The sequence below is a fragment of the Halorubrum sp. B53 genome (assembly GCF_059752395.1).
Genome location: NZ_MWTH01000004.1, coordinates 1 through 20,829 on the forward strand (window position 1 = coordinate 1; position 20,829 = coordinate 20,829).

Sequence of the window (20,829 nt, forward strand, 5' to 3'; positions counted from 1 at the left end):
GCCCTTCTGACCAGGGTCAGCACCACTGTCGGTAGCCACATCCTGAACCTGCTGGAAGTCGTTACTGGTCACGACGTCGATTCCTTCCTCGTTGAAGGCTCGTTGCATCTCCCGGCCAAGCTGACCTTCCATATCTGAGAGCACGTGATCGGAGCGCTGGAGAACCGTCACGTCGACGCCGACGCGGTGCAGGATCTGGCCCCACTCCAGCGCGATGTACCCGCCACCGAGCATCACCATGCTCTCGGGGAGGTCGCGCTCCTCGAGGATGGTCTCGCTGGTGTAGTAGTCAACGTCGTCGAGGCCGTCAATGGGCGGCGCCCACGGTGAACTGCCGGTCGCGACGAGCGCTTTCTCCCCAGTGATGCGCGCGCCCTCGTCGGCGCCGTCGACGACCTCGATGGTCGTATCGTCGACCAGCTGGCCGTACCCCTCGTAGATGTCGGTCTCGAAGTGCTCAGCGACGTCGACGTAGTTCTCCTGCCGGAACCGTTCGATGAGTTCGCCGGTGCCGTCGAGGGCGTCGGCCCAGTCGACAGTCGGCTCTTCGGGATATGTGACGGCGTCGAAGGGGTTCTCCGACGCTGCAGCACTACTCTCGGCGACGGCGAGCAGATGCTTACTCGGGACACAGCCGACGTTCACGCACGTCCCGCCGATGGGCAAGCCCGTATTCACCATCGCCGTCGAGAGGTCCCGCCGGCTTGCTTCAGTGATCGCGGCGAAGGCTGCGGCGCCCCCACCGAGAATCACGAGATCATAGTCGGAGGTGTGAGTCATCTATACCGATACTTTACGACAGGAAGTTCTTATACTCCAGAGTCCGAAGCTATGGAGTAGGTTGGAGGCCACGAAGCTATGGCAGATACTACTTCATCGGCGCCCGCGTGCGATATCGACGGGACGTGCTACTGCCCGCTCACAGGAGTTATCGACACGTTGAGCCGAAAATACGCGATGCAACTCGTCAGCATCATCGGCGCACACGACTCACTGCGGTTCGCGGAGATCGAAGACCACCTTCCGACAGCGAGCACGTCGACAATCTCGAAACGCCTCGACGAGTTCGAGGAAGCAGGACTCGTCTCACGGACGCAGTACAACGAAATTCCGCCACGCGTCGAATACACGCTAACTGATGAGGGGGATGAGATTCGTTCGAGATTAGAACCCCTTCTTGAGTGGGCGACGGCGAACTCCTGACGTACGGACTCCAGTGAATTTCATCCCACATCTGAGGCTCCTCCATTCAGGTGGGGGTGTTAGCCCCAAGACTATCCTTTCTTCGTGTGCTACTGTGACGCATGATAAACAAGGGAGCGTCTGCACCGTCATTTACTCTTCCAGGTCTCCGTGACGGAGAACAAACCGAGTACAGCCTGGATGAGACAACTGCGGATGATCGGGCTGCGTTGCTGGTATTTTACCCGTTTGATTTCAGTCCTGTTTGTACAAACGAACTGTGTGCGATTCGCGATGCAGAGTGGTTTCAGCTGACGCCGGCGCTCGATGTCTGGGCAATTTCAGGTGACAGCGTCTACGCCCATCGAGCATTCGCCGAGGAATACGGCCTCAATTTCCCGCTACTTAGTGATAGTTCCGGGCGGGTTGCCGAGTCGTATGATGTCTGTTATGACGAATGGGAGAACCACGAGCGCGTCCCGCAGCGTGCCGTGTTCCTTATCGACTCCGAGCAAACGATTCGATACGCCTGGGCGACAGAAGATGCACTCGAGAAGCCGGATTTCTTCCCTGTCAAAGACGCTCTTGAGACGCTGGAAGCGGAACGCGATGAACTCGGTCCTGAGGATGTCGAATTAGTAGTCGAATATAACGAGGAACCGGAACCTCTCACGTAAACTGCTATTTGAGGATCGTTTCAGTGAACGCCGCTCCGACAATCAGCTCATCGCATCTTGGAACCGCTCACGGAGCGCATCCTCACGCTCCTCGAACTGGTCGACCTTCTCCTGTAGATCATCGTTGACGCGCTCGATGCACGCGAGCGCCCGCTCGCCGGCAAGCGACGCCTGCGACCCATCATCGCCATCCGCTTCCAACTGCTCCTCGTAGGCTCGCTCGACCCGCTCGATGGTGCCCTCTGGGTTGAACAGGATGTCGTTGGCCGTGCGAACGTAGCCGTCCAGCGACGCACCCTCCTTGCCTTGGAAGAAGTGGGTGAGCGCGTATGTCGCGCCGGAGTGCAGTGTCCACATATCGATTTCGAACGGCGACGCTGCGTTCGCCTCGGCATCTTCGGCAGCACGCTCTGCGAGATAGTCCGGGAATCCTAGCAGGCTGTAAAACTCGGTGACGGTGAACGGGAGCTCCGAGAAGTCGAGGTCGATGTCCTGGGCGTCCCGGATGAACTCGAAGAGGTCGTCGGCGACGAGTTCGACCTGTGCGAGGATCTCCTCCCACCAGGTCCGGAAGTTCCGCACGTCGCCGACATGCTTGATGACCTCCTTGTCGGTGAGCGAGCGCATCGTATTCGAACAGTACCCGTCCTGGGCGAACCCCTCCACGTAGACGGCGTGCTCGCCGAAGAAGTCGTACCCCGACGTGACGCCCATCGTGATCGGGTCCGACCGGCCGGGGAGGCGCACCTCGAGGCCATCGAACATGATGTCCATATGGACTTCGCCGCCGCCCCGGTAGCGCCGAATCTCGCCGAACATCACCTCGCCCAGCGGCGTCTCGTCGATGGTCTCCTCGCGGAGGACCTCCTCCAACGGCCCGTAGACGTCGATTGGATTGATAATCGCGTAACTGTCCGTAGGGACGTGAAATAGTGGGTCTGTGTCGGGCTCATCGTCTGTCGCGTGGTCGCGCGCTCTCGTCGGCTCGACCAAGGCGTTGAAGCGCTCCGTTTCGACCCACTCGTCGGAGTAGGGATTCCAGTATGCGACTGTTGTCTCGACGGCCTGCGGGAGGTCACGAATCGCCTCGGCGAAGGTTCTCGGTTCGTCGACCGTTTTCTTCCTGCGGTACCAGTCAGGTAGTTCTGTATCGGTTCGTCCATCGACGCCAGCGAATACGGTTTTGGATTCTGGGTCTTTCATTGCAATCACCTCGAAATTGAATTCGTCACCAGCGACGGCGCTCTCATCACGCGCCCTGCGCCCCTCTCACGGGCGCAAAAACAACCTCTTAACCAACATCCCGCCCACGAATCCAGTACTGTTGGTTAAACATCTGGACGGTCTCAACACCTGGCTTCGACTCTCAGGTTCACTCGTCGGCTTGGCGTCGACGGCGCACCTGTTCAGGATTCGGTACCCACGGATGTGTGTCCCAGCAATGGAGGGCGTGCTCTCGTGCCGTGTCGAACAGCGCCTCACACGACCCACATTCGTAGGCGGTCTCGGGCCAGCGTTCTGTGACGAACATTGCCGTCACCGTCGACCTGACTGGATCTGGTGCGGCCGACCGCTGAACGTAGTCATAGCCGATCACTGTCCGTCGACGAAGCGCCGATTGCGCCAGCCGGTCGGGCTTGTCCGCCGGGAGATACACCCACCGGACGAACGCCTCTTCTGAGTCCTTCGCCGAGGGTTGAAGGATGAACCACCGGTCATGATCGTCGCGGAAGAGATACCGTTCTGTTCCCCGATTTTGGAGATAGAGCGGATCGCCGCGCCCGGCAATCACCCGCAGACCGATGGACGGGGAAATTGGGGTGAGGAGTCGCTCTTCCAGCGTGAGCGAGCGGGACTCACCGGCCGAATTCTCGGTCTCGAAGTCGTCAAGCGTCGCTTCGTCAGTCATGATTCGCCGGGATTCGTCTCGCCGGTGTCTTCCCCGCCTGTTCGCTCATGCCGGTCGTTGTATCGCTTGAGTTCTCGACCGATACGCTCCAGCCCCGTGACGGCGCGTTCGATGAGCTGGTACGTGGCCCGCGAGAGTCGGATGTTCTCCATCAGGTCCCCTCCTCTGGCTCGATGAGGTCGTTACTCTCAGCGACGAGTGCCTGAACGGCTGAAGCAGGATCGTTCTCGACCGGAAGTGTTCGATGGTCGAGTGGGGCGGGATACGCCCGGTCCCCCTGCGCACAAAGTATGATCAACCACTTTTCGCTCCCTTCGGCGAGGACGACGTAGTGGTCGATATCCCGACGTTGGAAGACTGTCCGATCTGTCCGGCTCACCGCACTCCAGTTCGCCGGCAGTGACGCCGACGGGCCGCCACCGTCCGGCGTGAGGGCGTGGTGGTCCTGGAACTCACCGAGTGCAGCTTTGATGTCGTCACCGGTAAGATGCCAGCAATCAGCCGGGCCATCGCACGCCAATTGACTGATCACCTCGTTTCGGAACTGGATGTAGTGTTGGTGAGCGACGTTCTCGTCGTCATAGTAATCGAGGAGGAGCGCACAGGCGAGCTGCGCCGGCCCGCTCCCCACGTAGCCCCAGTCGAATCCCGCCGGGCTGTGTCGCACGAGCTCGAGGCTTCGATCCGGGGTGAGACGCTCGTGCTCTGTGAGCTTCAGCACCACCGGAGTTCCGTCGACGCGCATACCCACGTACTCGACGTGGTCTGCGTTGGTCTGGCATTGCTCACTATCATCCTGTACTGCCGCTCGTGGATGGTTGGTTGAATCCGTCTTCATAGGTCGAATGCGGGTTATTGGATTCCCCGCACCCCTCTTGGGGGTCGAAAAACTCTGCCGGACGAGCGTACTCGAGGAGACTGATACGCTCTCGCTGAACGGTCAGTAAATGTAGAAGATTATCTTGTCCGGGCTCTCCCCCATGCTGAGGCCTGTACCGACGCAGTAGCTATCCGCATCTTCGATGGCTTTGATGATGGGCAAGAGGTCTTCGGTGCCGTTCTTCGCCTCGACGGGTTCCTTAATCTCATCCGCGTACTGATCCAACTGGGTGACCTTGGACTTTGATGGGTCAACATTCGCTGTTCCGTGCTCAAGGATTGTTTCAGGAACATCGAGATCCATTGTTTCGTCGACCGGCTCACCGCACTCTGTACAATCCATGGTGGATCTCACGACGCCGGTTTTCTAAGGCTTTGTCTGTTCTACTGGGGGAATTAGCACTCGGCGCCGTAGACGATTGCTGAGCGGCTTTCGTAGCCGCACTCCCGACACTCGAACCACCGTTGGACTTTCGCGTCGTCAGCATTCTTCTGGCCGACGACGACCGCGTCGTTCGGACACTCCGGGCAGCGTAGCACGGGCTCGGGACGCTTTTCGAGTTCGTCACGAAGTGATGTGGCTTCCTTCGTCACGAATCCGCGCGACCATACGGGATAGCCGTCGACGAGAATCGCGGCCCGCCACGTATGCACGTACGAGTCCGGCGCTCGATGAAGCACCGCGTGTGCCGTGGTTTCTGTATTCCGGTACGTCAGGGTCGGAGTACGGCTCTCTCGGGTCCAATTGATCAGTCGTGTCATAGTTACTCCTCGAAAAGACAGCGAGCAGCTGTGTCGTCGCCGGCAAGCGTCTGCTGGTCCTCGGCTGTGTCGGCGAAGAGACTGGACTGCTCACCCTCGGATGGTTGCTCAACTTCAGGCCGGTCGTCGACGCCGAACTCACTCGCCTCGGGCCGATCGAGACGTGAATCCCGGTCGCGATGATCCACGTCAGCACCGTAATCCTCGAGTGAGGTCTCGACGCTCGTTTCGGTCACTTCGAGCTGGCCATCATCACCGAACGCGGTCTGCTGTTGAATCTCGATCTCGGGCCGCTCGCTCATTTGGATTGAGCCTCCACCCACCGAGGCTCCGACAGACACCTCCGAGTGTCGCGTCAGTCGTCTTGTGAGCGGATCTCGGTGGCCCGCTGTTTGAGTCGGCGGAGGATTTGGAGCCGTTGCTGATTCGCGTTCTCGTAGGCGACGCACGCTTGCAGCGTCTCCATGTCGGTGATCGTCACGATACCGGCGTTGATGAGTCGCGTATTCGGCGGTTCGAGCCGTTGTGCTGGCGACAGTTCGTTCGGGTCTGGGTATTGTTCTCCTGTGTCGCTCACGGATGGTCGCCTCCGCTCCTGCTGAGGCGAGGACAAACAGCATCAGTTCTCCCTGGTCGCTTCTCTCTCAGTGACAGCTATGCACAGATGCCGTCGGTGCTGGACTCACGTGGGGGCTGTCTCACGTTTGTTGTCGTTTGAGGAACTCGAGGAGCGTCTCGATGTCTTCGGCTGATGCTGACGATTGGCCGAACATGCTCTTGAATCGGTGATCCAACCCGCCTTCTTCGATGAAGGCTTGTGCATCACCGAGTTGTTCACGAAGCGCATCAGCGTCTCCGCGATGCAGATGTGTTTCGACCGTGTCGAGGTCAATTGAGGGAATCGCTGCAAGCACATCCGCGAGATCCGTTTTTCGACCACTATGGAGTTTGGCGGCGACGAGCACTTCTCCATCCGCTGCGCGTGCGGTCGTTGATCGAGTCCCGCCTGAAATCACCGTCGGAGAACTGTGTGTGCGCAGATAGTCGAACGACCACTCTGCCTTGGTTTGTCGGCAGCCGAGGCCGTTCACGAGAATATCCACGCCGACCGGATGTGGCAGCCCTTCAGTGCGCTCAAAGAGTTCGATTTCACGATTATAGATGGTTTCCTCCGGTGGGACTTCGAGGTCAGCCTGCCGTTCGAACCCGCGCGCTTCGAGGAATGCAACGACTTCATCGTAGTCGTCCGGAGCGATGACGAGGTCAAGGTCAGTCGAGAACCGCGGTTCGAACTGGCTGATCGCGTACCCACCAATGAGGACGAATCCAATGTTTGACTGCTCCAGTTCATCGAGGACTTGGATGAGCGTCTCACTGCGGTCTTCCTGGCTCATGCTCAGGCGGGCTCCCGGCGATAATTCGCATCGGTGTCGACGTCGTCGTACATTCGGCCGAGCATGTCGAGGGCAGACTGAAAGGTTGCGTAGTACTCGTTCGCGAATGCCACGGTTTCCTGAAGCGGGATGACAGGCCGTCCGTCGACCATCTCGGCATCGATCTGTGGCCGGGGCTCGAGGACGACCTGAATGGCACCATCAAGGTCTTCAGCGGGCTGGCGTTCTTCCGCAGTCGGGATTCCGAACCGATCGAAGAACGTCTTCCAGGCGTCGACGTCCTGCTCGCGAACAGCGATGAACAGGGGATAATCTTCCGGGTCGCGAGCGACCTGATAGCCACCGCGAGTCCAGACGTATACTGCATCGATGGATGTGAATGCATAGTTCAGGCCGGCGAACTGGGGGAGGACGTACGCCTCCGAGATCGACGGCGGCGAGATGTCTGCTGCGGCCGTCAGGAACTCGAGACCGACGTCGCGGACCGTCTGATCGAGGAGCTGGAGGCCATCATCGTACGCGACGTAGTCCGCCTCCTCAAGGCGATTCACGACGCGCCGAATCGTCTCGCGGTTCTCGTCGATCTTTCGCGCGACGCCGGAGATGGAATCTCCTTGGTCAAGCGCGAGGATGACCTTGAGTTCCTTTTCACCGCATACTTCGTACATCCTATGCTTACACAATTCTGTGCAACACGCAAAAGAATTACTCTTCGTGTAGATCTGCTGGCTGGATTTGGCGAGCGTCCTCAGCAAGATCGTGGATGTACTCCCGGAGGATTTCCATGTCCTCGCGGGCATCTTCGAGCGTCTTGCCTTTCGCTTTGGCCACGATTTTGTCCTGATCGCGGGTGCCAGTCCCGCGAGTGAGCTTCACGGTGAGTGAGACGCCGACATCGCTTCGCTCGACGTACTCGGTTGGTGCCTGTCGCTCAGTGTTCTCCGTCGATTCGGCGGGCGTGTGCGACTGCCGAGTGGGTTCTGCCATGGATTGCTCTCTGTGATCGTTAGTTGATGGTCGGTGCGACTGGCTCGTCAGTCGTCTCACGAAGGGCTGCGTCGATCTCGCTAGAGGTGAGTCGCCAGTACTCGTCGGACCCCGCGCAGCCCAGTTGGCTCACGACCTCGGTTTTGAATGCCTGGTAGTGGTCGAGAGCGAACGCTTCGTCATCCGTGTAATCGAGGAGGAGTGCGAGCGCGAGTTGTGCCGGACCACTACCACCGTATCCCCATTCGAACCCCGAGGGACTGTGGTTCACCAGCGCGAGACTCCGCTCTGGTGTGACCCGTTCTTGGCCGGGACGTTTCTCAACGATAGCCTGCCCGCTCTGCCGATACCCGACGTAGGCGATGTCGCAGTCGCTCGCTGGGCGTGTCTGTTCAATCGAGTGTGTGTCGCTAGGTCTACTCATCGGTCTGTTCGGGAGCTACTCGTTCGAGCACCCCCGCACCCCTCAGGGGGCGAAAAACAGCCACAGGAACTGCTTTCCCCTACGCGAGATGGGAGACATCGGCTGGTTCGTCGACATCGTCGAACTCGCCTTGTTCGACCGGCTGCCAGTCATCGCCGGGTGCTGGACTCCACCAGTCGACCTTGTAGGCACCCGGTGCGCCGAGGATTTTCACCCGTGCCGACCCATCGGGTAGATCGCGACGGAGCTTTTCGTCGACGTGGAGGTTCCACGTTGAGTGGGTGTCGAAGCAGGCGAGGACGGCCTCCTCGTAGCCGCGTGTCTCTCGGGATTCTTGGAGTTCGACCTGTGTGTTGCAGTTCTTGCAGAACACTCCCTCAAAGGGAATGTGACTGAATACCTCGTGCCCGCAGACGGGACACCAGAGGAACTCGAACAGTGCTTCGCTGTGGCGGTCGATGACTTCCAGACTAATCTATGGATCTGGCCCGATTGAGACGGGCCACCCATTCCGGCCCAAAATAAACGTCACCGTAGATCCGCACCAATCAATCAGCGCTCGGCGCCGTACACGATTCTCGAGGATGCTTCGTACCCACAGCTCCGACACTCAAACCAGCGATGAACCTTCGCGCCGTCAGCCGTTTTTCCGCCGATTGCCACGTCGCTGTTCGGACACTCGGGACAACTCAGTTCGGGCGCTGGCCGTTCCCGGAGCTCATCACGGAACGATTTCGCGTCTTTCGTCTCGTACCCCCGCGACCACACTGGGTAGCCGCCGACGAGGATTACGCCACGCCACTTGTAGCGGTACGAGTCCGGTGCTCGGTGTAGGACAGCCCGAGCTCCGGTCTCGGTATTCCGGTATGCAAGTGTGGGTGTGCGACTCTCGCGCTTCCAATTTGTGATCCGGGACATCTGTTAGAAGTGGACGTCGGCGGGCACGATCCAGAGCTCCTCGCTCTCCTCCAGCACTCGATCCAGCTGCTCACGGTGACGGATACCGTTTGCGTATTCGTTGTACAGGAAGATCGTTGGCCCGTCGTAGGCGCCGACCTGGTGGAAGGCGTGCCGAGCGAGATCTTCGTCGCGCATGATCTCCTCATCGGAAAGTTCGTCAAGTGCCTCCCTCACCCGTTCGAGATTCCGCTCGAACTCCTCTTTCGTCGCCTTCCAGCCACGCTCAAGCAGGTCTTGGCCGTCGTCAGAGTCGATGGGGGCCGCGGTCGGGAGCTCACCCCATCGCGCTGTCCCCGCAACGGACGTGTCCTCCTCATCAAAACAGACGTAGTAGTCGAAGACGGCGCCGGCGTGTGGGTCCGCACCGACCAGGCGGTCGAACACCGTCTTTCCGGTGGCCAGGGCGTCGTCGTGGGTCGATGCTTCTACGAGGGCGTAAATCACCATGTGCATCTCGAACACCTTGAAGCGCCGACGCACCGGGAGTGATTGCTCATTCGCTCCTGCTGCGCCGGCACCCATCGCCGGCGCTCGAAAAACCCATCTCGAACTACGTGCGTTTCAGACTTTTCCGCACGCTCAACGGATGGAATGCTCCCAGATTGCTACCTTTGTTTTGGCTGTTAAATCCCTATGAACGGTGGTCTAAGTCAGAAATCCTCAATCTGATATTTCTCATTCAGCGCTGAACGATCCGATAACGCTGAATCTGTCACCGTCACAATCACCTGATACTCCGGCAATTCTTCTGGCAACGCCAATACAAAGTTTGTAATATCGGGTGCATTTCCTGTGTCCGGGATATCGAAATATGGAGAGTCAAATATGAACATCCGGATCGGCAGCGTGTTCGACTGCTCTGCCAGCTGCTTCAAGACGGCCGTATGGAACAGTAAGGCCAGAATCTTCCCCTCGTTCGAGTACTCGTTATGCCGATCGGACGGGACATCATTCCCGTCCTCGATCACGACGGTGAAATCGTAGCCCCCCTGTGGATTGAACACAACATTCTGGGCATCGGCAAACCGACCGTGTTCGAAGTAGGAGAGAAGGTCATTCATCTCCTCCCGTAAGTTGTTCTTGAGATCAGTTCGCTCTTCCTCAATATGCCGACGAACGATCCGCTCGAAAGTTTGCAACGCTTGTCGTTTCTCCACCTTCTCACGGCGGCGTTCGTACGCCCCTTCTAAATCTTCAATACGTTCAGTAGTGTCGTCAAGTTCGTCCTCCTTGGCATTGATCTCCACTTGGACCGATGTCGCATCCCGCTCCAGCGAAGATATTTCTGTCTCCAATTCATCCCGCCGGTCGATTAACTGGGTGACATCGCTCTCCGCGATCTGTGATTCTATCGTTTCCAGCTGTTCCTGATGATCTTGAATCCGTGACTCAAGAAGATCTAGTTCCCCCTCGAGTTTTCGTTCCCGGGATCGCAGCTCGGTCAGTTGCTCTTCCACCTCTTCGCGTTCCATGGCCGATTCACGTACGTCCCGCTCGGTGGCCTTTTCAATCCTCTTGTCTGGGACCTCCTTACGACACAGCGGACAATCTCCATCATTCAACAGCCGGCGGCGCTGCGAATCATCGACATCGTTTGTACAGATTGGGCACCGTTCCGGGATGCTCATCATCTCCTGCAGGTCCTGAGCTGTTGAATGAACCTCTTCTCCCATCTCCATCTCCTCATATCGCTCGATACTCAGCCGGGTTTCCCGCAAATCACCGCGTGTCTCCCGTTTTTCGGACTCCAAGTTGTTTATTTGCCGTTGCAGCCGCAGCTTCTCTGACTCCAGCTGTTCCAGCTCATTATCCTGTTCTAGCGTTTCATTGATAGAGCGAAGTTCCGCTCGACGATCCGCTAATTTTGTTTCAATCTCCTTCTTGTTCTCCTGCAATTCGGCCAGCCGTTCCGCCAATTTCTTCTCTCGGCTCTGGGCGGTTTTAAGCTCTTCTGCGGCTGTTTCTTCTTCTTCGGTCAGCTCATACTTCTCAGATCGACGTTTCTTGCTCTGGTTGATCGCAGCGGCTAGGTTAATGCCGAACAGAAGGTCAATGAAATCCTCTTTGTCCTGCCAGCGGAGGAACTTCTTGTACTCTGGCGCCATCAAGCAGAACAATGAGAAAATGTTGTACCGACCAAACTCCCGGGATTCAACCGGCCAGATACCGAACGCCTCGGAAACATCCTGCTGTGTGTTCCGGGCTTGGAAGGGGATGTCATCCTCCGACGATGGATCTGTATTCAGCTTTGGCCGATCGTCACCTGAATACCCGCGGCCGTCCCGGTTTAAAAGCCGTTGAACCAAATAGTGGTTCGTATCGACCGACCAATTCCCGGTTGTTTCTAGCGAGTCCTGCTCGGACTGGATCGGATCGGTCAGTGTAATTCGTTGTTTTTCCTGACGGCCGAACAGGTTAAACCGAATTGCCTCAAGGATCGCAGTCTTTCCCTGATCATTTGGGCCGTAGAGAGCTGTATCAGTGTCATCTAGCCGGACCACCCGGTCATCCAGATTTCGGAACTGTTGCGCCCGAATCCGCCGTATCGTTACCCTATCAACGGGAAACTCCGGTTCGTGGTAGTTCGCTTCGAGCAGCTGGCGGCACTCGTCAATCTGATCCGGCTCCATGTCCTCTGCCTCCAACGCCTCAATGATACTCACAATGATCTCCTCACGCTCAGGCATGTGCGAACTCCCCCGTTAACTCGTCTAAGAACTCGATTTCGTTCGCTTTGAATTTTCTCCGCGGGCCGACGAGGAGTTCTGCTCCAGTCGAGGCCTTCTGGAGACGGTCCCCCTCACTAATATATTGAACAAAGTCATCATGCGTCATGTGGGCGATTTCGTCGATTACCGTTTGCTGGGCATAGTTCCAAGATGAGAGCATCATACTATCGGCGTGTTCGATCCGGTCGTAGAACTCGTTCACCATGATTTCGCCCGCAGGCGCTAATTCGACACCATAGCGGCGTTCGTGTTCTCCGACCTCCCCCGTCCCCTTCTGACCGATAACAGGTTCCTCAATTAGTTGCCAGGCGAACAAGCGGTTCTTATCTTCGTAGACGTCGGACGAGAAGGGGCCGGAGCTACGTTTCGTGAAGCGGTAACGGTATCCAGTACGGTCAAGCATTCCGAGATCGCCTTCTAATTCTCCGATGGCAGCGTAGTCATCTTGTTGCGCGATCCTACGGTTCACGAGGTAGACCAGCTTCTGTAGGCGGTACCGCGATTCAATCATTCCAGTGTCGGACCGGTCGCCGTAATCCTTCACCAGCTTCAGTAGCATTGCGAGGTCAATGAGCTCGTCAATCCGGAACCGGAGCTCGTTCCACGTTTTCACCAATTCGTCGCTGGCGATCGTCCCGTCGCGGAATGCAGCCAGTTGCTCCTCCGAGAGCCCGAAACTGCTGAGGGTTGAGATGACGCGGTCGTCCGAGAACACCTCTCGATTCAGGAACGAGTAGTACTCCTCTCCGAATTCCTCAAACTCGCTCCTAGTCGCCATGGCCTCGCCGTAGACTTCGGTGATGATCCGGACGTATTCCTGCCGTTGCTCGGGATCCAATTCGAACCGGTCAACTGCGCGTTCGAGGACTTTCCATTCGTTCGGCATCAGGGCACCCCCAGTTCATCACAAACCTCGTTGTTCCACTCGATCACCTTTTTCGTCCCACCTGAACAGGCCGGATTCGCTGTGTTCAGGTGGCCCAGCGCGTACGCCACGAGGTATTCCTTTGACGGAGCGACGGAAACTCGCGGATAGCGAGATCCAACTGTTTCCGCCTTGTCAGAGCCGTTGACGCAGAGAATAATCTCGCCTTCATTTGGGTAACTCCGCGTCTCAAGATAGTGCTTGAGATGAGGATACGGTTCGTTTTCAAGGCATTCCTGCCAATGGATGATCCAGACGCTGTTCTGAATCAATTTGTCTCGGTCTACGAGGTTGTCTAGTGAGTGGAAGTATTCCTGGATCAGGAGCTTGTCGCCGTGGATTCCGTCCCGGATCTCCTGCACGATGTCGGTGAAGTCTTGGCCGTAGCAGCCGCCGCTCTTGGTGAGAATCAGTAGATTTTCTTCGTGCGGGACGGCATCTTGTGGCGAGTTATACCGGGTAATCATTTCTGTTCTCCAGCGATAATCCGGAGCCTTCGTTGGATCGATTCCAGTTTTTGATGCTCCTGCTCCAAACGTTCATTCTTGTTCTCTCCTTGTCCTTTGATAATGGTTTCCTTCGACAGTTCACTGTGCGTCTCAAAATCGTCCCTCCATGTCTCGAAATCACGTCGTAGCTGTCTCCCGTGAACCGTCTTTGCGTTCGATAACAGTTCTGATAAATCGTTCATCCGATCAGTGAATTCATCATATGCGTCTTGCTTGGCGTGGCTACGATCGTCCTCGTTGACCCATGCGAGGGAGTCTTGCCACGCTGTGACTGTCCCAGTGATAGTCTCGCGGTCGGGTTGTTTGTCAACGACCCGTGCGTGGTACCCGACGGCGAGTAAGGCGGCGAATAGGGTAGTGAGCATTACGGAGAAGACGTAATCCAGACGGCCGATACCAGTTCTACCGGTTGTGGCGAGAATGAGGAGGAGGTAGCCAAATGTGATGACAACGCCTGATGCGGCGATGTAGCCAAGGATGGAAATGGCGAGGCGACGCACTTGTTGGAGTGGTGGGGAAAAGGTGCGTTTCCTCATTTTGGCTGTGAACAGGATGAGGATGCCAAGGAAGATGACAGAAGTAGCGGCGTAGACGCCAATGAAGAAATTGGGGTTTGATATTTGGAGGAGGAGGGAGCTGGAGAACTGGAAGGTAAGAAAGACGGAGGCGAATTCAAGGAGAAGAACTTGAAGGAACAGATGGATCCCGTGACCGAATGTTATGTGATCGATGAGGCGTTGGATTGTCCGCTGAGCCTCCATATGGATTCCATGGATGCACCTGACATATAAAAAAGTGGACCTGCCCCAGAGTTTCCTTTCTCAGGCCTCCTCCACTCGTTCGACAGTGATGGTCAGGTCGCCCGATTCGTAGTCGGCCTCGAAGTCGACGGTGAACGCATCCGAGTCGTACGCGGCGTGGTAGGCACGGTGTCGTTCGAGCGACCCCGTCGCCTTGAAGTGGAAGAACGCAGCTGCAGTGTAGGGCTTGCTCTGAGTCTCGACCTGCGTCTCGACAGAGGCCGGGAGCGCGATTTGTGGTGTGTCCGTGTCGATACTCGCAGCGAACGCCTTCGCTTCCTCGACGGTCGCCTGCGAATGTGCGGGCGTCTCGCCGGTTAGCACGTTTACCGGCGTCTCGGTATCGTCTGTGAACAGGACATCGTGGAAAGTGCGTGTCCCGAGGACTGCGTCGGGATCTAACTCGCAATCGTGGAATGGGTCGTCATCTGGTTTCTCGGGCATCCAATCACGAGCCTACGGTGGGGCTCAGTCCTTTCTGCCCCAGAAAAACCACCATCTGCTTCGACACAGATCGGTCTACGAATGTATAGAGGCAAGCCACGCCACGCAAATCTACTGGCGAAGCTCTGGCTGATTTGGATAGGCTATTCGAGACAGAGCTATCTTAGAGTATACTTCCACAAATTTGGATAGAGAATTAGCCATATCGTTATCTATATCTGTGTCGGGGCGTGAATTGGATAACAATGCGGCCTGAAGACTTTGCTGAAAACCCGCCTGGCGAGGTTGAGATGGTCGATGGGATTTTTGCCTTCAGCCCGGATCCGCTCCCACCGGATCTTGGGGCGACCCATGACCTCCTTACCGAGAACGGGGATGCGATGTACGCCGTGGGCCAGCTCTCGGATTTGGACACGTGGCTCGATTCACCGGAGGTCATTCTGAGTCCGCTCATCCACCGCGAGGCTGTGGATTCCTCGAATATTGAGACGACGACGCGGCTCACACTCTCGGATATTTATCGGCGAGAAGCTGGCGAGGAGCCTGGGACGACTGCAACAGAGCGTGCTGACATCACGGAGGCCCAGAATTATGTTGAGGCGATCACAACAGGGATCGAATCGCTTCGGGAGGGTGCTGCGTTGGATCGGGAGTTACTGTGCCGGCTACACGAAATTTTGTTACAGGGGGCCCGTGGTGAGCAGAAGAACCCAGGCGAATTTCGTGAGGATCTTGTGGGTATCGATGAACCAGGGACACCACTTAGTGAGGCACGGTTTGTCCCAGCACCGCCGGCGAGTATTCCGTATGCTCTCCGGAGTCTGCTCCAGTACATCCGATCAGGGCCGACATACGCACCGTTAGTCGATTTGGCGCTTATACATTATCAATTTGAGACGATCCATCCATTTCAGGACGGTAACGGACGGCTCGGTCGCCTCCTTGTGATGCTGGCGCTCTACAAGTGGGATCTACTACCTGGCCCGTATCTCTATCCCTCGTCGTATTTCAACGCGAATCGTGATGCCTATCTCAACAGACTCCTAGCCGTGAGTCGCGACGGGGCCTGGACGGAGTGGGTATCGTTCTTTGTGCAGGCGATTGCCGAACAGGGTCGTGAGGCGTATACTGTTGCTCGAGAACTGCTTGCTCTCCGTGATCGCTACCGGGAGCAGTACCAGAGCCAAGGTGTCGTCATTCGGGAACTCATCGATTTTATCATCGAACATCCCTATCTCACCGAACCACAGGCAGTCTCGGCGCTCGACCGGTCACAACCGGCGGTCAATCAGGCTATCCGCCGCCTCTGGGATGACGATGTGTTGCGAGAGACAACTGGTCAACAGCGCAACCGTCGATATGAAGCCCCCGCAGTATTGGAGGTCGTCGAACCGTACAATCCTTAATCGGGACGAACCGGGTTGTGAGAGGAGTTGGGGATGAGCAACTCCTGGCGCTTCCCGATCCACTCGCCGAGCTTCTGCTTGAGGTACTGGCGAGCCGTCGACTGGGTGAACACACCCTTGTTGACCATATCGCCAACGACGTCTTTCAGTGCCCGGAACTGCCCCTTCAGATGTCCGTCGCCGACCGGCTCGCCGTCGTGCCACCGAACGGTCGCGAGCGCGCCGTTCCCGACCGTCTCGCCGTGGTCGATTGTCTCCGAATCGTACTGCAGCCCGAACCACAGCGTCCGATAGGCGGTCACCTCGAACGTCGTCGACACCACGAAGAACGCCTCGTGGTGGAGATAGTCGAGATGGTCAGCGACGATCTCGTCGAGGGTAAGCCCGGTGGCGCGGGGCTTCGGCTCGACGACCGTCGACGGGCGGTCTTCGCCGGCAAGGTAGCCGTCGACGGCATCTGCCTCGAGGCCATCGGCCAGCTCTGCGAGAAGCTGTTTCGCCCACTTGGAGTCGGTGTCTTCGCCACCGAACGGCGACTCAGCCGAAATCCGGTGCTTGAGCTTGAGATTCGCTGCACCCCAATGAGAGTAGTGGAGCGTGTACTGTCCGTCAGTTCGTTCGTACGCAACGAGTGCGCGGTGGCCCATTGAACAATCACCTCGTAGGACGACCCACGACTGGATCGCCCCGCACCCCTCCCAGGGGACGAACAACGCTACTCGTCGATCAGGTCGGGGGAACTGAGGTCCGCGTACAGCACCTCACCGTCGCGGACGACGTACCGTTTCGCCAGCACGGGAAATCGGCACTTGGTAAATCCGGCTGTCTGGATGTCGAATTCTTCGTCCGGTTCGAGATACTCCGCGAGCGACCGGAGGAACTCGTGGGTGACGATGCCACCGTCGTAGTCAGGAAGCCCGTTCTCACGAGCCTCGTACACGTCGAAGCTGTCGTAGCCCCAGATGATCAGTTCGCCGTCGTCGTCCACCTCCCAGTTGAGCGTCCCGAAGCAGTGGTTCTCACAGAGCTGGCGGACGGCCTGTGGGTCTGTCACGAGCGCGCCGGTCGATGTCGTTGCGGCTTGGAGTGTTGCCATGGGTTGTTCTCGGGAGCTGTCTCGCGCCCCCGCACCCCTTCAGGGGGCGAGCAACTGCTCACGCTGTGACGGCCACATGACGTTGCGCTGCCGATGCATCGAGCTGTCAGGATTCTCTGTTGACGTCACCGTCCCTCGTCGTATTCGGTTGGGTGAGAACATCCACCTGCTCGAGGAGCGTCGTCGCGGTGCTAATTCGCTCTTGATCAGCGGGCTCCAATTGGTCGCTGTCGATACTGGTGAGGCTACTGAGCGCGCGGTGGAGTCGATAGCCGGGGGTGTCTCGTGGGTCCATGTGTGCGCCTCCGCCAATTTACGGCGCGAAAAAACACCGGCGGGCAGTCAGCAGGTGAGGTATCGTCGGGTGGTCGCGAGCTGGCTTCTGTTAACCAACAACTCCGAGCCGAGACCAGGATTGTTGGTTAATTTGACGTCGTCTTTACTGACCGGCTTCGGGTTCGGGCCCGTAGCGTGGCGTGCCGCACCGCTGACAGCCCCACATTGGCTGCCCGGTCCACTCGTCATCGGGGACAGCCTCGAACTCGCGGAATCGATGCTTAGTCTCCCGATCACACTCTCGACACTCGAGGTGAGTTCTGTTTGGGCACTCGCGTCGTGGCTGTTCGGTATCGGTCTTGTCAACGGATTCTTGGAGCGCAATCGCTGGCACCAGCCAGAGGTCGTCGTCTGCATCCTCACGAAGGCTTGCAAGACGAGCTTCGGTGCGAACCTCGCTCCCGGTTTCGTCGTAGAGAAACGTCGCGTGCTCGCCGTCGTGACGGGACTGCGTCGTCTCTGTCCACGCCGTCCGCTCACGAGCAGCCGCGAGCAGCTGATTACCACATTCAGACGTGACCCGTGTCGCCGAGGGGAGCGAGGGCCACTGATCAACAAGCTGTGGGGCCGGTTCCTCGTCGAGATCGTAGATTAGCTTGCGGTCATCGATTACTGGGTCATCATCTCCCTTCGCGAGGAGGGTGGCCGCAGCAGATCCCTTCCCGACGGCGCCGTAGAACGTCGACGCCTCTACGAGCAGCTGGATGACGTGGAGAAGAGTCCGTTCGGCATTCGATGTGTCCTGGTCGTCGGCTCCTTCGAGATGGTTCGTGAGACAGAACCGGCACTTCGACTGGCCAGCGGGGATTGACGCTCCACAGGAAGCGCACTCGGTCTCATCTGCTGTCGGGTCGTCTGGATAGTCCATGTCGACGCCACCGGAGCGCTGCCGCCGGGGCTCGCCACTACTACTGGCGAGTTGGTCGTCGGGAACGTGGGTCGCTTCGCCGAGCGGTCGGAGGGCTTCGTAGTCGGCGTACTGGTCGGTCATAGAATGATCTGGCCGTATCATGCTTCGTCTTCGGATTTAAACAATGGCTCTCACATCAATCAGACAACAAAATACAACCGAAAATCAGCAGTGGGGGCGTTAGACAGCCAGTTCGTCCAGTGTGTCGCGGTGGGTCCGCACGGTGACCACCGAGACGTTCGCAACGTCGGCGACGTCCGACTGGGTGAGCCACCGTCCGTCTTCGCGTCCGGCCTTGTACAGACAGGCTGCGGCGAATCCGGATGGCCGAACCCCCGTGGTTGCTCCGGTCGATTCGGATGCTTCCGCCAACTGCCGAGCCCGCTGCCGGATTTGACCGGAGACGTCGAGCTCCGAGGCCAACCGCGGAACGAACGCACTCGGCGTCACGGGCTGGGCTGGCAGGCCAAGTTCCGTATTCAGCGTCGTATATGCGTTCGTCACCCGCGATTGCTCGACGCGCGCCGACTCGGTGATGTCGTCGAGCGTTCGTGGTCGCCCGTTACACCGACACGCGCCGTAGACGCTCGCGGCGGCCATCGCCTCGATCGACCGGCCCTGCAGGAGGTCCTCGTTCTGGGCACTCCGGAAGAGCTGGCAGGCCTGGTCACGAAGCGTCTCGGACAGTTCGAGTGCACTACTGATCCGGCGAATTTCACTGAGTCCGTGTGCAAGGTTGCGTTCGGCTTTCGACTGAAACCGCCCACGCGTCTGTTCACGGCGCATCCGGAACAGCCGGCGTCGCTTCTGCTCGGAGAGGCTGTTCCCGTTTGCATCGGTCCCACGGCCGATCTCCGTCGACAACCCACGATCGTGCCGCGCCGCCGTCAACGGAGCGCCAGTCCGTTCGCGCTCGTCTTCGTCGAATGCCCGCCACTCTGGCCCGTGGTCGATCCGCTGGTCGTCGATGACGAGCCCACACTCCTCGCAGATGGTTTCGACTGCGTTGGTAGTGACCCGCCCGTCGCACTCGGGGCACTGGTTAGGGTTCGACTCCGTCTGGCCGTCCTCGTCGAAGTCAGTTTCGTAGATGTCTCTGATTGCCATGGATACTCACGAGGGGACTCACGCGGATCGCGTCTCTCGGAGTGCCCCTCACCCATCAGGGGGCACATACACACCACACGGGACAGCGCTGACACTGATGGGCTGCGGTGGCGAAAGCCCGGCCGCGCAACGGCGCGTGAGCGCCGTGAGCAGCCCGGACCGTGGAGGTGGTGGGAGGTGGCGGTGACCGCGTACACACCAGCAAAAAAGGGGTGCGCCGACCGGCTATTCCCACCACCGACCGCGCTCAGGGAACATAATCGTGCTCCACCCAGTGACAGCCAGTGAGACGCGCCCCTCGTACCAGTTCCGGGCTACCTTGTGAATACGCACCTGCTCGCCCTCTTCAATCCACGGCGCATCTGATTTCTCCCAGATCGTCACCTTCGTTTTTCCACTGTCGTCTGCGATCAGCCCGACTTGAGCGATGGCCGGCGAGTCCGCATCCCAGAGTACTTCGACTCGACCCTCGATGCTCACCTCTTTGCGATTGACGTCCTCGAGCTTCCCAATGGGGATCACCGTCCCAGGCGCCGTCTGCAACTCCTCGAACACCCCGACGACTGCACTCGTTAGGTCTTTCCCACCGACGACGGCTTCACCCAACCGCCGGCCAATCGCTGCTCGCGACCAGCCATCCAGCTTCTCCGCCAGTCGCATCGACTGCTTGTTCACCGCCGCCAACTGCTCCTGCGTGAGCTCTGCACGAGGATCGTCTCGCTCCGGGTCAGCCATCGGATTCACGCTCGCTGCCCGCTTCTGGAACTTCACACGCCGCTCAGCGCTTCGCTTCGCTGCGACGTCTCGCGTCCGCTTCGCACGCCCCTCCTGCTGACTGAGTTCTGCCTGGGCACTGATGTGTTCCAACTCAGCCTCTCGTGCCTTGATGCGCTCTTCCTGTTCGAGGGTCTTCCCGAACATGTGATCCGGGCCTTCCTCGATCCGCGCATCTGGATGATTGGAATCGACTTTCGCCTGCACTTCCATGTCGACTGTCGCCCGGAACTCCGGGGTCTCGTCGACGACTTCGAAGCCGTCCTCGTCGACCTCGACGTCATCGTGTTTCTCGAAAGCCTGTTCATCGACCGAAACCTCATTACTGAAGACGTTCTTACTCGACATTGGAGTTCAGCTCCTGAAGGCGCTCACGCGCCCGACACCGCGATGCTACAACATCGCGGATTTCCTCGACGACAACGACCGACAGAACCATCTGCGCGCTCTCGCTCGCGCCTTCGCGAGCGCCCTGTGGGCGCGAGCGAGAGCGCGCCCGAGGAGGCCACTCAACCAGCACCGCGCGCCGACCCGCCCGGAGCGAGCGGCCAGCGGGATATGCCCGTTCGTGTCCGGCCCGATGTGCGGGTCCGTGTCCAGGGCGACTGTCGCCGAGAAC

The 20,829-nt window shown here is 58.4% G+C and carries 30 protein-coding genes; 3 read left to right on the forward strand and 27 right to left on the reverse strand.

Annotated features, from left to right (window positions below; all coding sequences use genetic code 11):
• Window positions 1-780, reverse strand: a 780-nt coding sequence (locus B4V06_RS02675) for an FAD-dependent oxidoreductase (protein ID WP_498167253.1), incomplete at its 3' end; no start/stop codon positions are given.
• Between the two features lie 78 nt (window positions 781-858).
• Here B4V06_RS02675 and B4V06_RS02680 point away from each other — a divergent pair.
• Entirely contained in the window at window positions 859-1,203 is a 345-nt protein-coding gene (locus tag B4V06_RS02680; RefSeq protein WP_205252794.1) for a winged helix-turn-helix transcriptional regulator, read from the forward strand.
• Window positions 1,204-1,304: 101 nt separating this feature from the next.
• Window positions 1,305-1,859, forward strand: a complete 555-nt coding sequence (locus B4V06_RS02685; protein WP_205252795.1) for a peroxiredoxin — start codon at window positions 1,305-1,307, stop codon at window positions 1,857-1,859.
• 42 nt (window positions 1,860-1,901) lie between these two features.
• Here B4V06_RS02685 and B4V06_RS02690 read toward each other — a convergent pair whose 3' ends face one another.
• The 20 genes from B4V06_RS02690 to B4V06_RS02785 all read right to left on the reverse strand — a co-directional run bounded on the left by B4V06_RS02690 (window position 1,902) and on the right by B4V06_RS02785 (window position 14,581).
• The gene (locus B4V06_RS02690) at window positions 1,902-3,062 is read right to left on the reverse strand and encodes a hypothetical protein (protein ID WP_271932968.1); all 1,161 of its coding nucleotides are present in this window, start codon (window positions 3,060-3,062) and stop codon (window positions 1,902-1,904) included.
• A 169-nt stretch (window positions 3,063-3,231) separates the two neighbouring features.
• Window positions 3,232-3,768, reverse strand: a complete 537-nt coding sequence (locus B4V06_RS02695; RefSeq protein WP_271932969.1) for a hypothetical protein — start codon at window positions 3,766-3,768, stop codon at window positions 3,232-3,234.
• Window positions 3,765-3,920: a hypothetical protein gene (locus B4V06_RS02700; protein ID WP_271932970.1), complete on the reverse strand. Its 156-nt coding sequence runs from the start codon at window positions 3,918-3,920 to the stop codon at window positions 3,765-3,767. Before B4V06_RS02700 ends, B4V06_RS02695 begins: the two co-directional genes overlap by 4 nt.
• Window positions 3,920-4,606, reverse strand: a complete 687-nt coding sequence (locus tag B4V06_RS02705) for a DUF6166 domain-containing protein (protein WP_271932971.1) — start codon at window positions 4,604-4,606, stop codon at window positions 3,920-3,922. Before B4V06_RS02705 ends, B4V06_RS02700 begins: the two co-directional genes overlap by 1 nt.
• A gap of 102 nt (window positions 4,607-4,708) precedes the next feature.
• Window positions 4,709-4,990 (reverse strand): hypothetical protein, encoded by a 282-nt coding sequence (locus tag B4V06_RS02710; protein ID WP_271932972.1) that lies wholly within the window; start codon window positions 4,988-4,990, stop codon window positions 4,709-4,711.
• A gap of 53 nt (window positions 4,991-5,043) precedes the next feature.
• Window positions 5,044-5,409, reverse strand: a complete 366-nt coding sequence (locus tag B4V06_RS02715) for a DUF7568 family protein (protein WP_271932973.1) — start codon at window positions 5,407-5,409, stop codon at window positions 5,044-5,046.
• Window positions 5,410-5,411: 2 nt separating this feature from the next.
• Complete coding sequence (locus tag B4V06_RS02720; protein ID WP_271932974.1) at window positions 5,412-5,711, reverse strand: hypothetical protein; 300 nt, start codon at window positions 5,709-5,711, stop codon at window positions 5,412-5,414.
• Between the two features lie 53 nt (window positions 5,712-5,764).
• Window positions 5,765-5,986 (reverse strand): DUF8129 domain-containing protein, encoded by a 222-nt coding sequence (locus tag B4V06_RS02725; protein ID WP_271932975.1) that lies wholly within the window; start codon window positions 5,984-5,986, stop codon window positions 5,765-5,767.
• A 121-nt stretch (window positions 5,987-6,107) separates the two neighbouring features.
• Entirely contained in the window at window positions 6,108-6,803 is a 696-nt protein-coding gene (locus B4V06_RS02730; protein ID WP_271932976.1) for a nucleotidyltransferase domain-containing protein, read from the reverse strand.
• Window positions 6,804-6,805: 2 nt separating this feature from the next.
• Window positions 6,806-7,471, reverse strand: coding sequence for an RNA polymerase subunit sigma-70 (locus tag B4V06_RS02735; RefSeq protein ID WP_272045152.1), 666 nt, complete (start codon window positions 7,469-7,471; stop codon window positions 6,806-6,808).
• A 37-nt stretch (window positions 7,472-7,508) separates the two neighbouring features.
• Complete coding sequence (locus B4V06_RS02740) at window positions 7,509-7,790, reverse strand: DUF7389 domain-containing protein (RefSeq protein ID WP_271932979.1); 282 nt, start codon at window positions 7,788-7,790, stop codon at window positions 7,509-7,511.
• Between the two features lie 19 nt (window positions 7,791-7,809).
• Window positions 7,810-8,214, reverse strand: coding sequence for a DUF6166 domain-containing protein (locus tag B4V06_RS02745; protein WP_498167262.1), 405 nt, complete (start codon window positions 8,212-8,214; stop codon window positions 7,810-7,812).
• A gap of 79 nt (window positions 8,215-8,293) precedes the next feature.
• Complete coding sequence (locus B4V06_RS02750) at window positions 8,294-8,689, reverse strand: DUF7567 family protein (RefSeq protein ID WP_498167467.1); 396 nt, start codon at window positions 8,687-8,689, stop codon at window positions 8,294-8,296.
• Between the two features lie 77 nt (window positions 8,690-8,766).
• Window positions 8,767-9,132, reverse strand: coding sequence for a DUF7568 family protein (locus B4V06_RS02755; RefSeq protein WP_498167265.1), 366 nt, complete (start codon window positions 9,130-9,132; stop codon window positions 8,767-8,769).
• A 3-nt stretch (window positions 9,133-9,135) separates the two neighbouring features.
• Entirely contained in the window at window positions 9,136-9,627 is a 492-nt protein-coding gene (locus B4V06_RS02760; protein WP_498167470.1) for a DUF7995 family protein, read from the reverse strand.
• Between the two features lie 197 nt (window positions 9,628-9,824).
• Complete coding sequence (locus tag B4V06_RS02765) at window positions 9,825-11,861, reverse strand: AAA family ATPase (RefSeq protein WP_498167268.1); 2,037 nt, start codon at window positions 11,859-11,861, stop codon at window positions 9,825-9,827.
• Complete coding sequence (locus B4V06_RS02770; protein WP_498167271.1) at window positions 11,854-12,789, reverse strand: hypothetical protein; 936 nt, start codon at window positions 12,787-12,789, stop codon at window positions 11,854-11,856. Before B4V06_RS02770 ends, B4V06_RS02765 begins: the two co-directional genes overlap by 8 nt.
• Entirely contained in the window at window positions 12,789-13,295 is a 507-nt protein-coding gene (locus tag B4V06_RS02775; RefSeq protein WP_042661777.1) for a hypothetical protein, read from the reverse strand. Before B4V06_RS02775 ends, B4V06_RS02770 begins: the two co-directional genes overlap by 1 nt.
• Window positions 13,292-14,098, reverse strand: coding sequence for a hypothetical protein (locus B4V06_RS02780; RefSeq protein ID WP_498167274.1), 807 nt, complete (start codon window positions 14,096-14,098; stop codon window positions 13,292-13,294). The genes B4V06_RS02775 and B4V06_RS02780 overlap by 4 nt, the downstream gene beginning before the upstream one ends.
• Before the next feature lie 60 nt (window positions 14,099-14,158).
• Window positions 14,159-14,581, reverse strand: a complete 423-nt coding sequence (locus B4V06_RS02785; protein WP_498167277.1) for a DUF8025 family protein — start codon at window positions 14,579-14,581, stop codon at window positions 14,159-14,161.
• A 245-nt stretch (window positions 14,582-14,826) separates the two neighbouring features.
• Between B4V06_RS02785 and B4V06_RS02790 the strand changes: the two genes are divergently transcribed.
• Window positions 14,827-15,987, forward strand: coding sequence for a Fic family protein (locus tag B4V06_RS02790; protein ID WP_498167279.1), 1,161 nt, complete (start codon window positions 14,827-14,829; stop codon window positions 15,985-15,987).
• Here B4V06_RS02790 and B4V06_RS02795 read toward each other — a convergent pair.
• From B4V06_RS02795 to B4V06_RS02820, 6 genes are all read right to left on the reverse strand, one after another.
• Complete coding sequence (locus tag B4V06_RS02795; RefSeq protein ID WP_498167282.1) at window positions 15,984-16,634, reverse strand: DUF6735 family protein; 651 nt, start codon at window positions 16,632-16,634, stop codon at window positions 15,984-15,986. The two genes, B4V06_RS02790 and B4V06_RS02795, sit on opposite strands and share 4 nt — an antisense overlap.
• Before the next feature lie 68 nt (window positions 16,635-16,702).
• Entirely contained in the window at window positions 16,703-17,083 is a 381-nt protein-coding gene (locus B4V06_RS02800) for a hypothetical protein (protein ID WP_498167285.1), read from the reverse strand.
• A gap of 106 nt (window positions 17,084-17,189) precedes the next feature.
• The gene (locus tag B4V06_RS02805; protein ID WP_049983731.1) at window positions 17,190-17,378 is read right to left on the reverse strand and encodes a DUF8012 family protein; all 189 of its coding nucleotides are present in this window, start codon (window positions 17,376-17,378) and stop codon (window positions 17,190-17,192) included.
• Window positions 17,379-17,522: 144 nt separating this feature from the next.
• Window positions 17,523-18,410 carry a biosurfactant protein 1 gene (locus B4V06_RS02810; protein ID WP_498167288.1) on the reverse strand — a complete coding sequence of 296 codons (888 nt, stop codon included), beginning with the start codon at window positions 18,408-18,410 and terminating at the stop codon, window positions 17,523-17,525.
• A 99-nt stretch (window positions 18,411-18,509) separates the two neighbouring features.
• Window positions 18,510-19,436, reverse strand: coding sequence for a transcription initiation factor IIB (locus B4V06_RS02815; protein WP_498167291.1), 927 nt, complete (start codon window positions 19,434-19,436; stop codon window positions 18,510-18,512).
• Window positions 19,437-19,661: 225 nt separating this feature from the next.
• Complete coding sequence (locus B4V06_RS02820) at window positions 19,662-20,558, reverse strand: DNA-binding protein (RefSeq protein ID WP_498167294.1); 897 nt, start codon at window positions 20,556-20,558, stop codon at window positions 19,662-19,664.
• Between the last annotated feature and the right edge of the window lie 271 nt (window positions 20,559-20,829).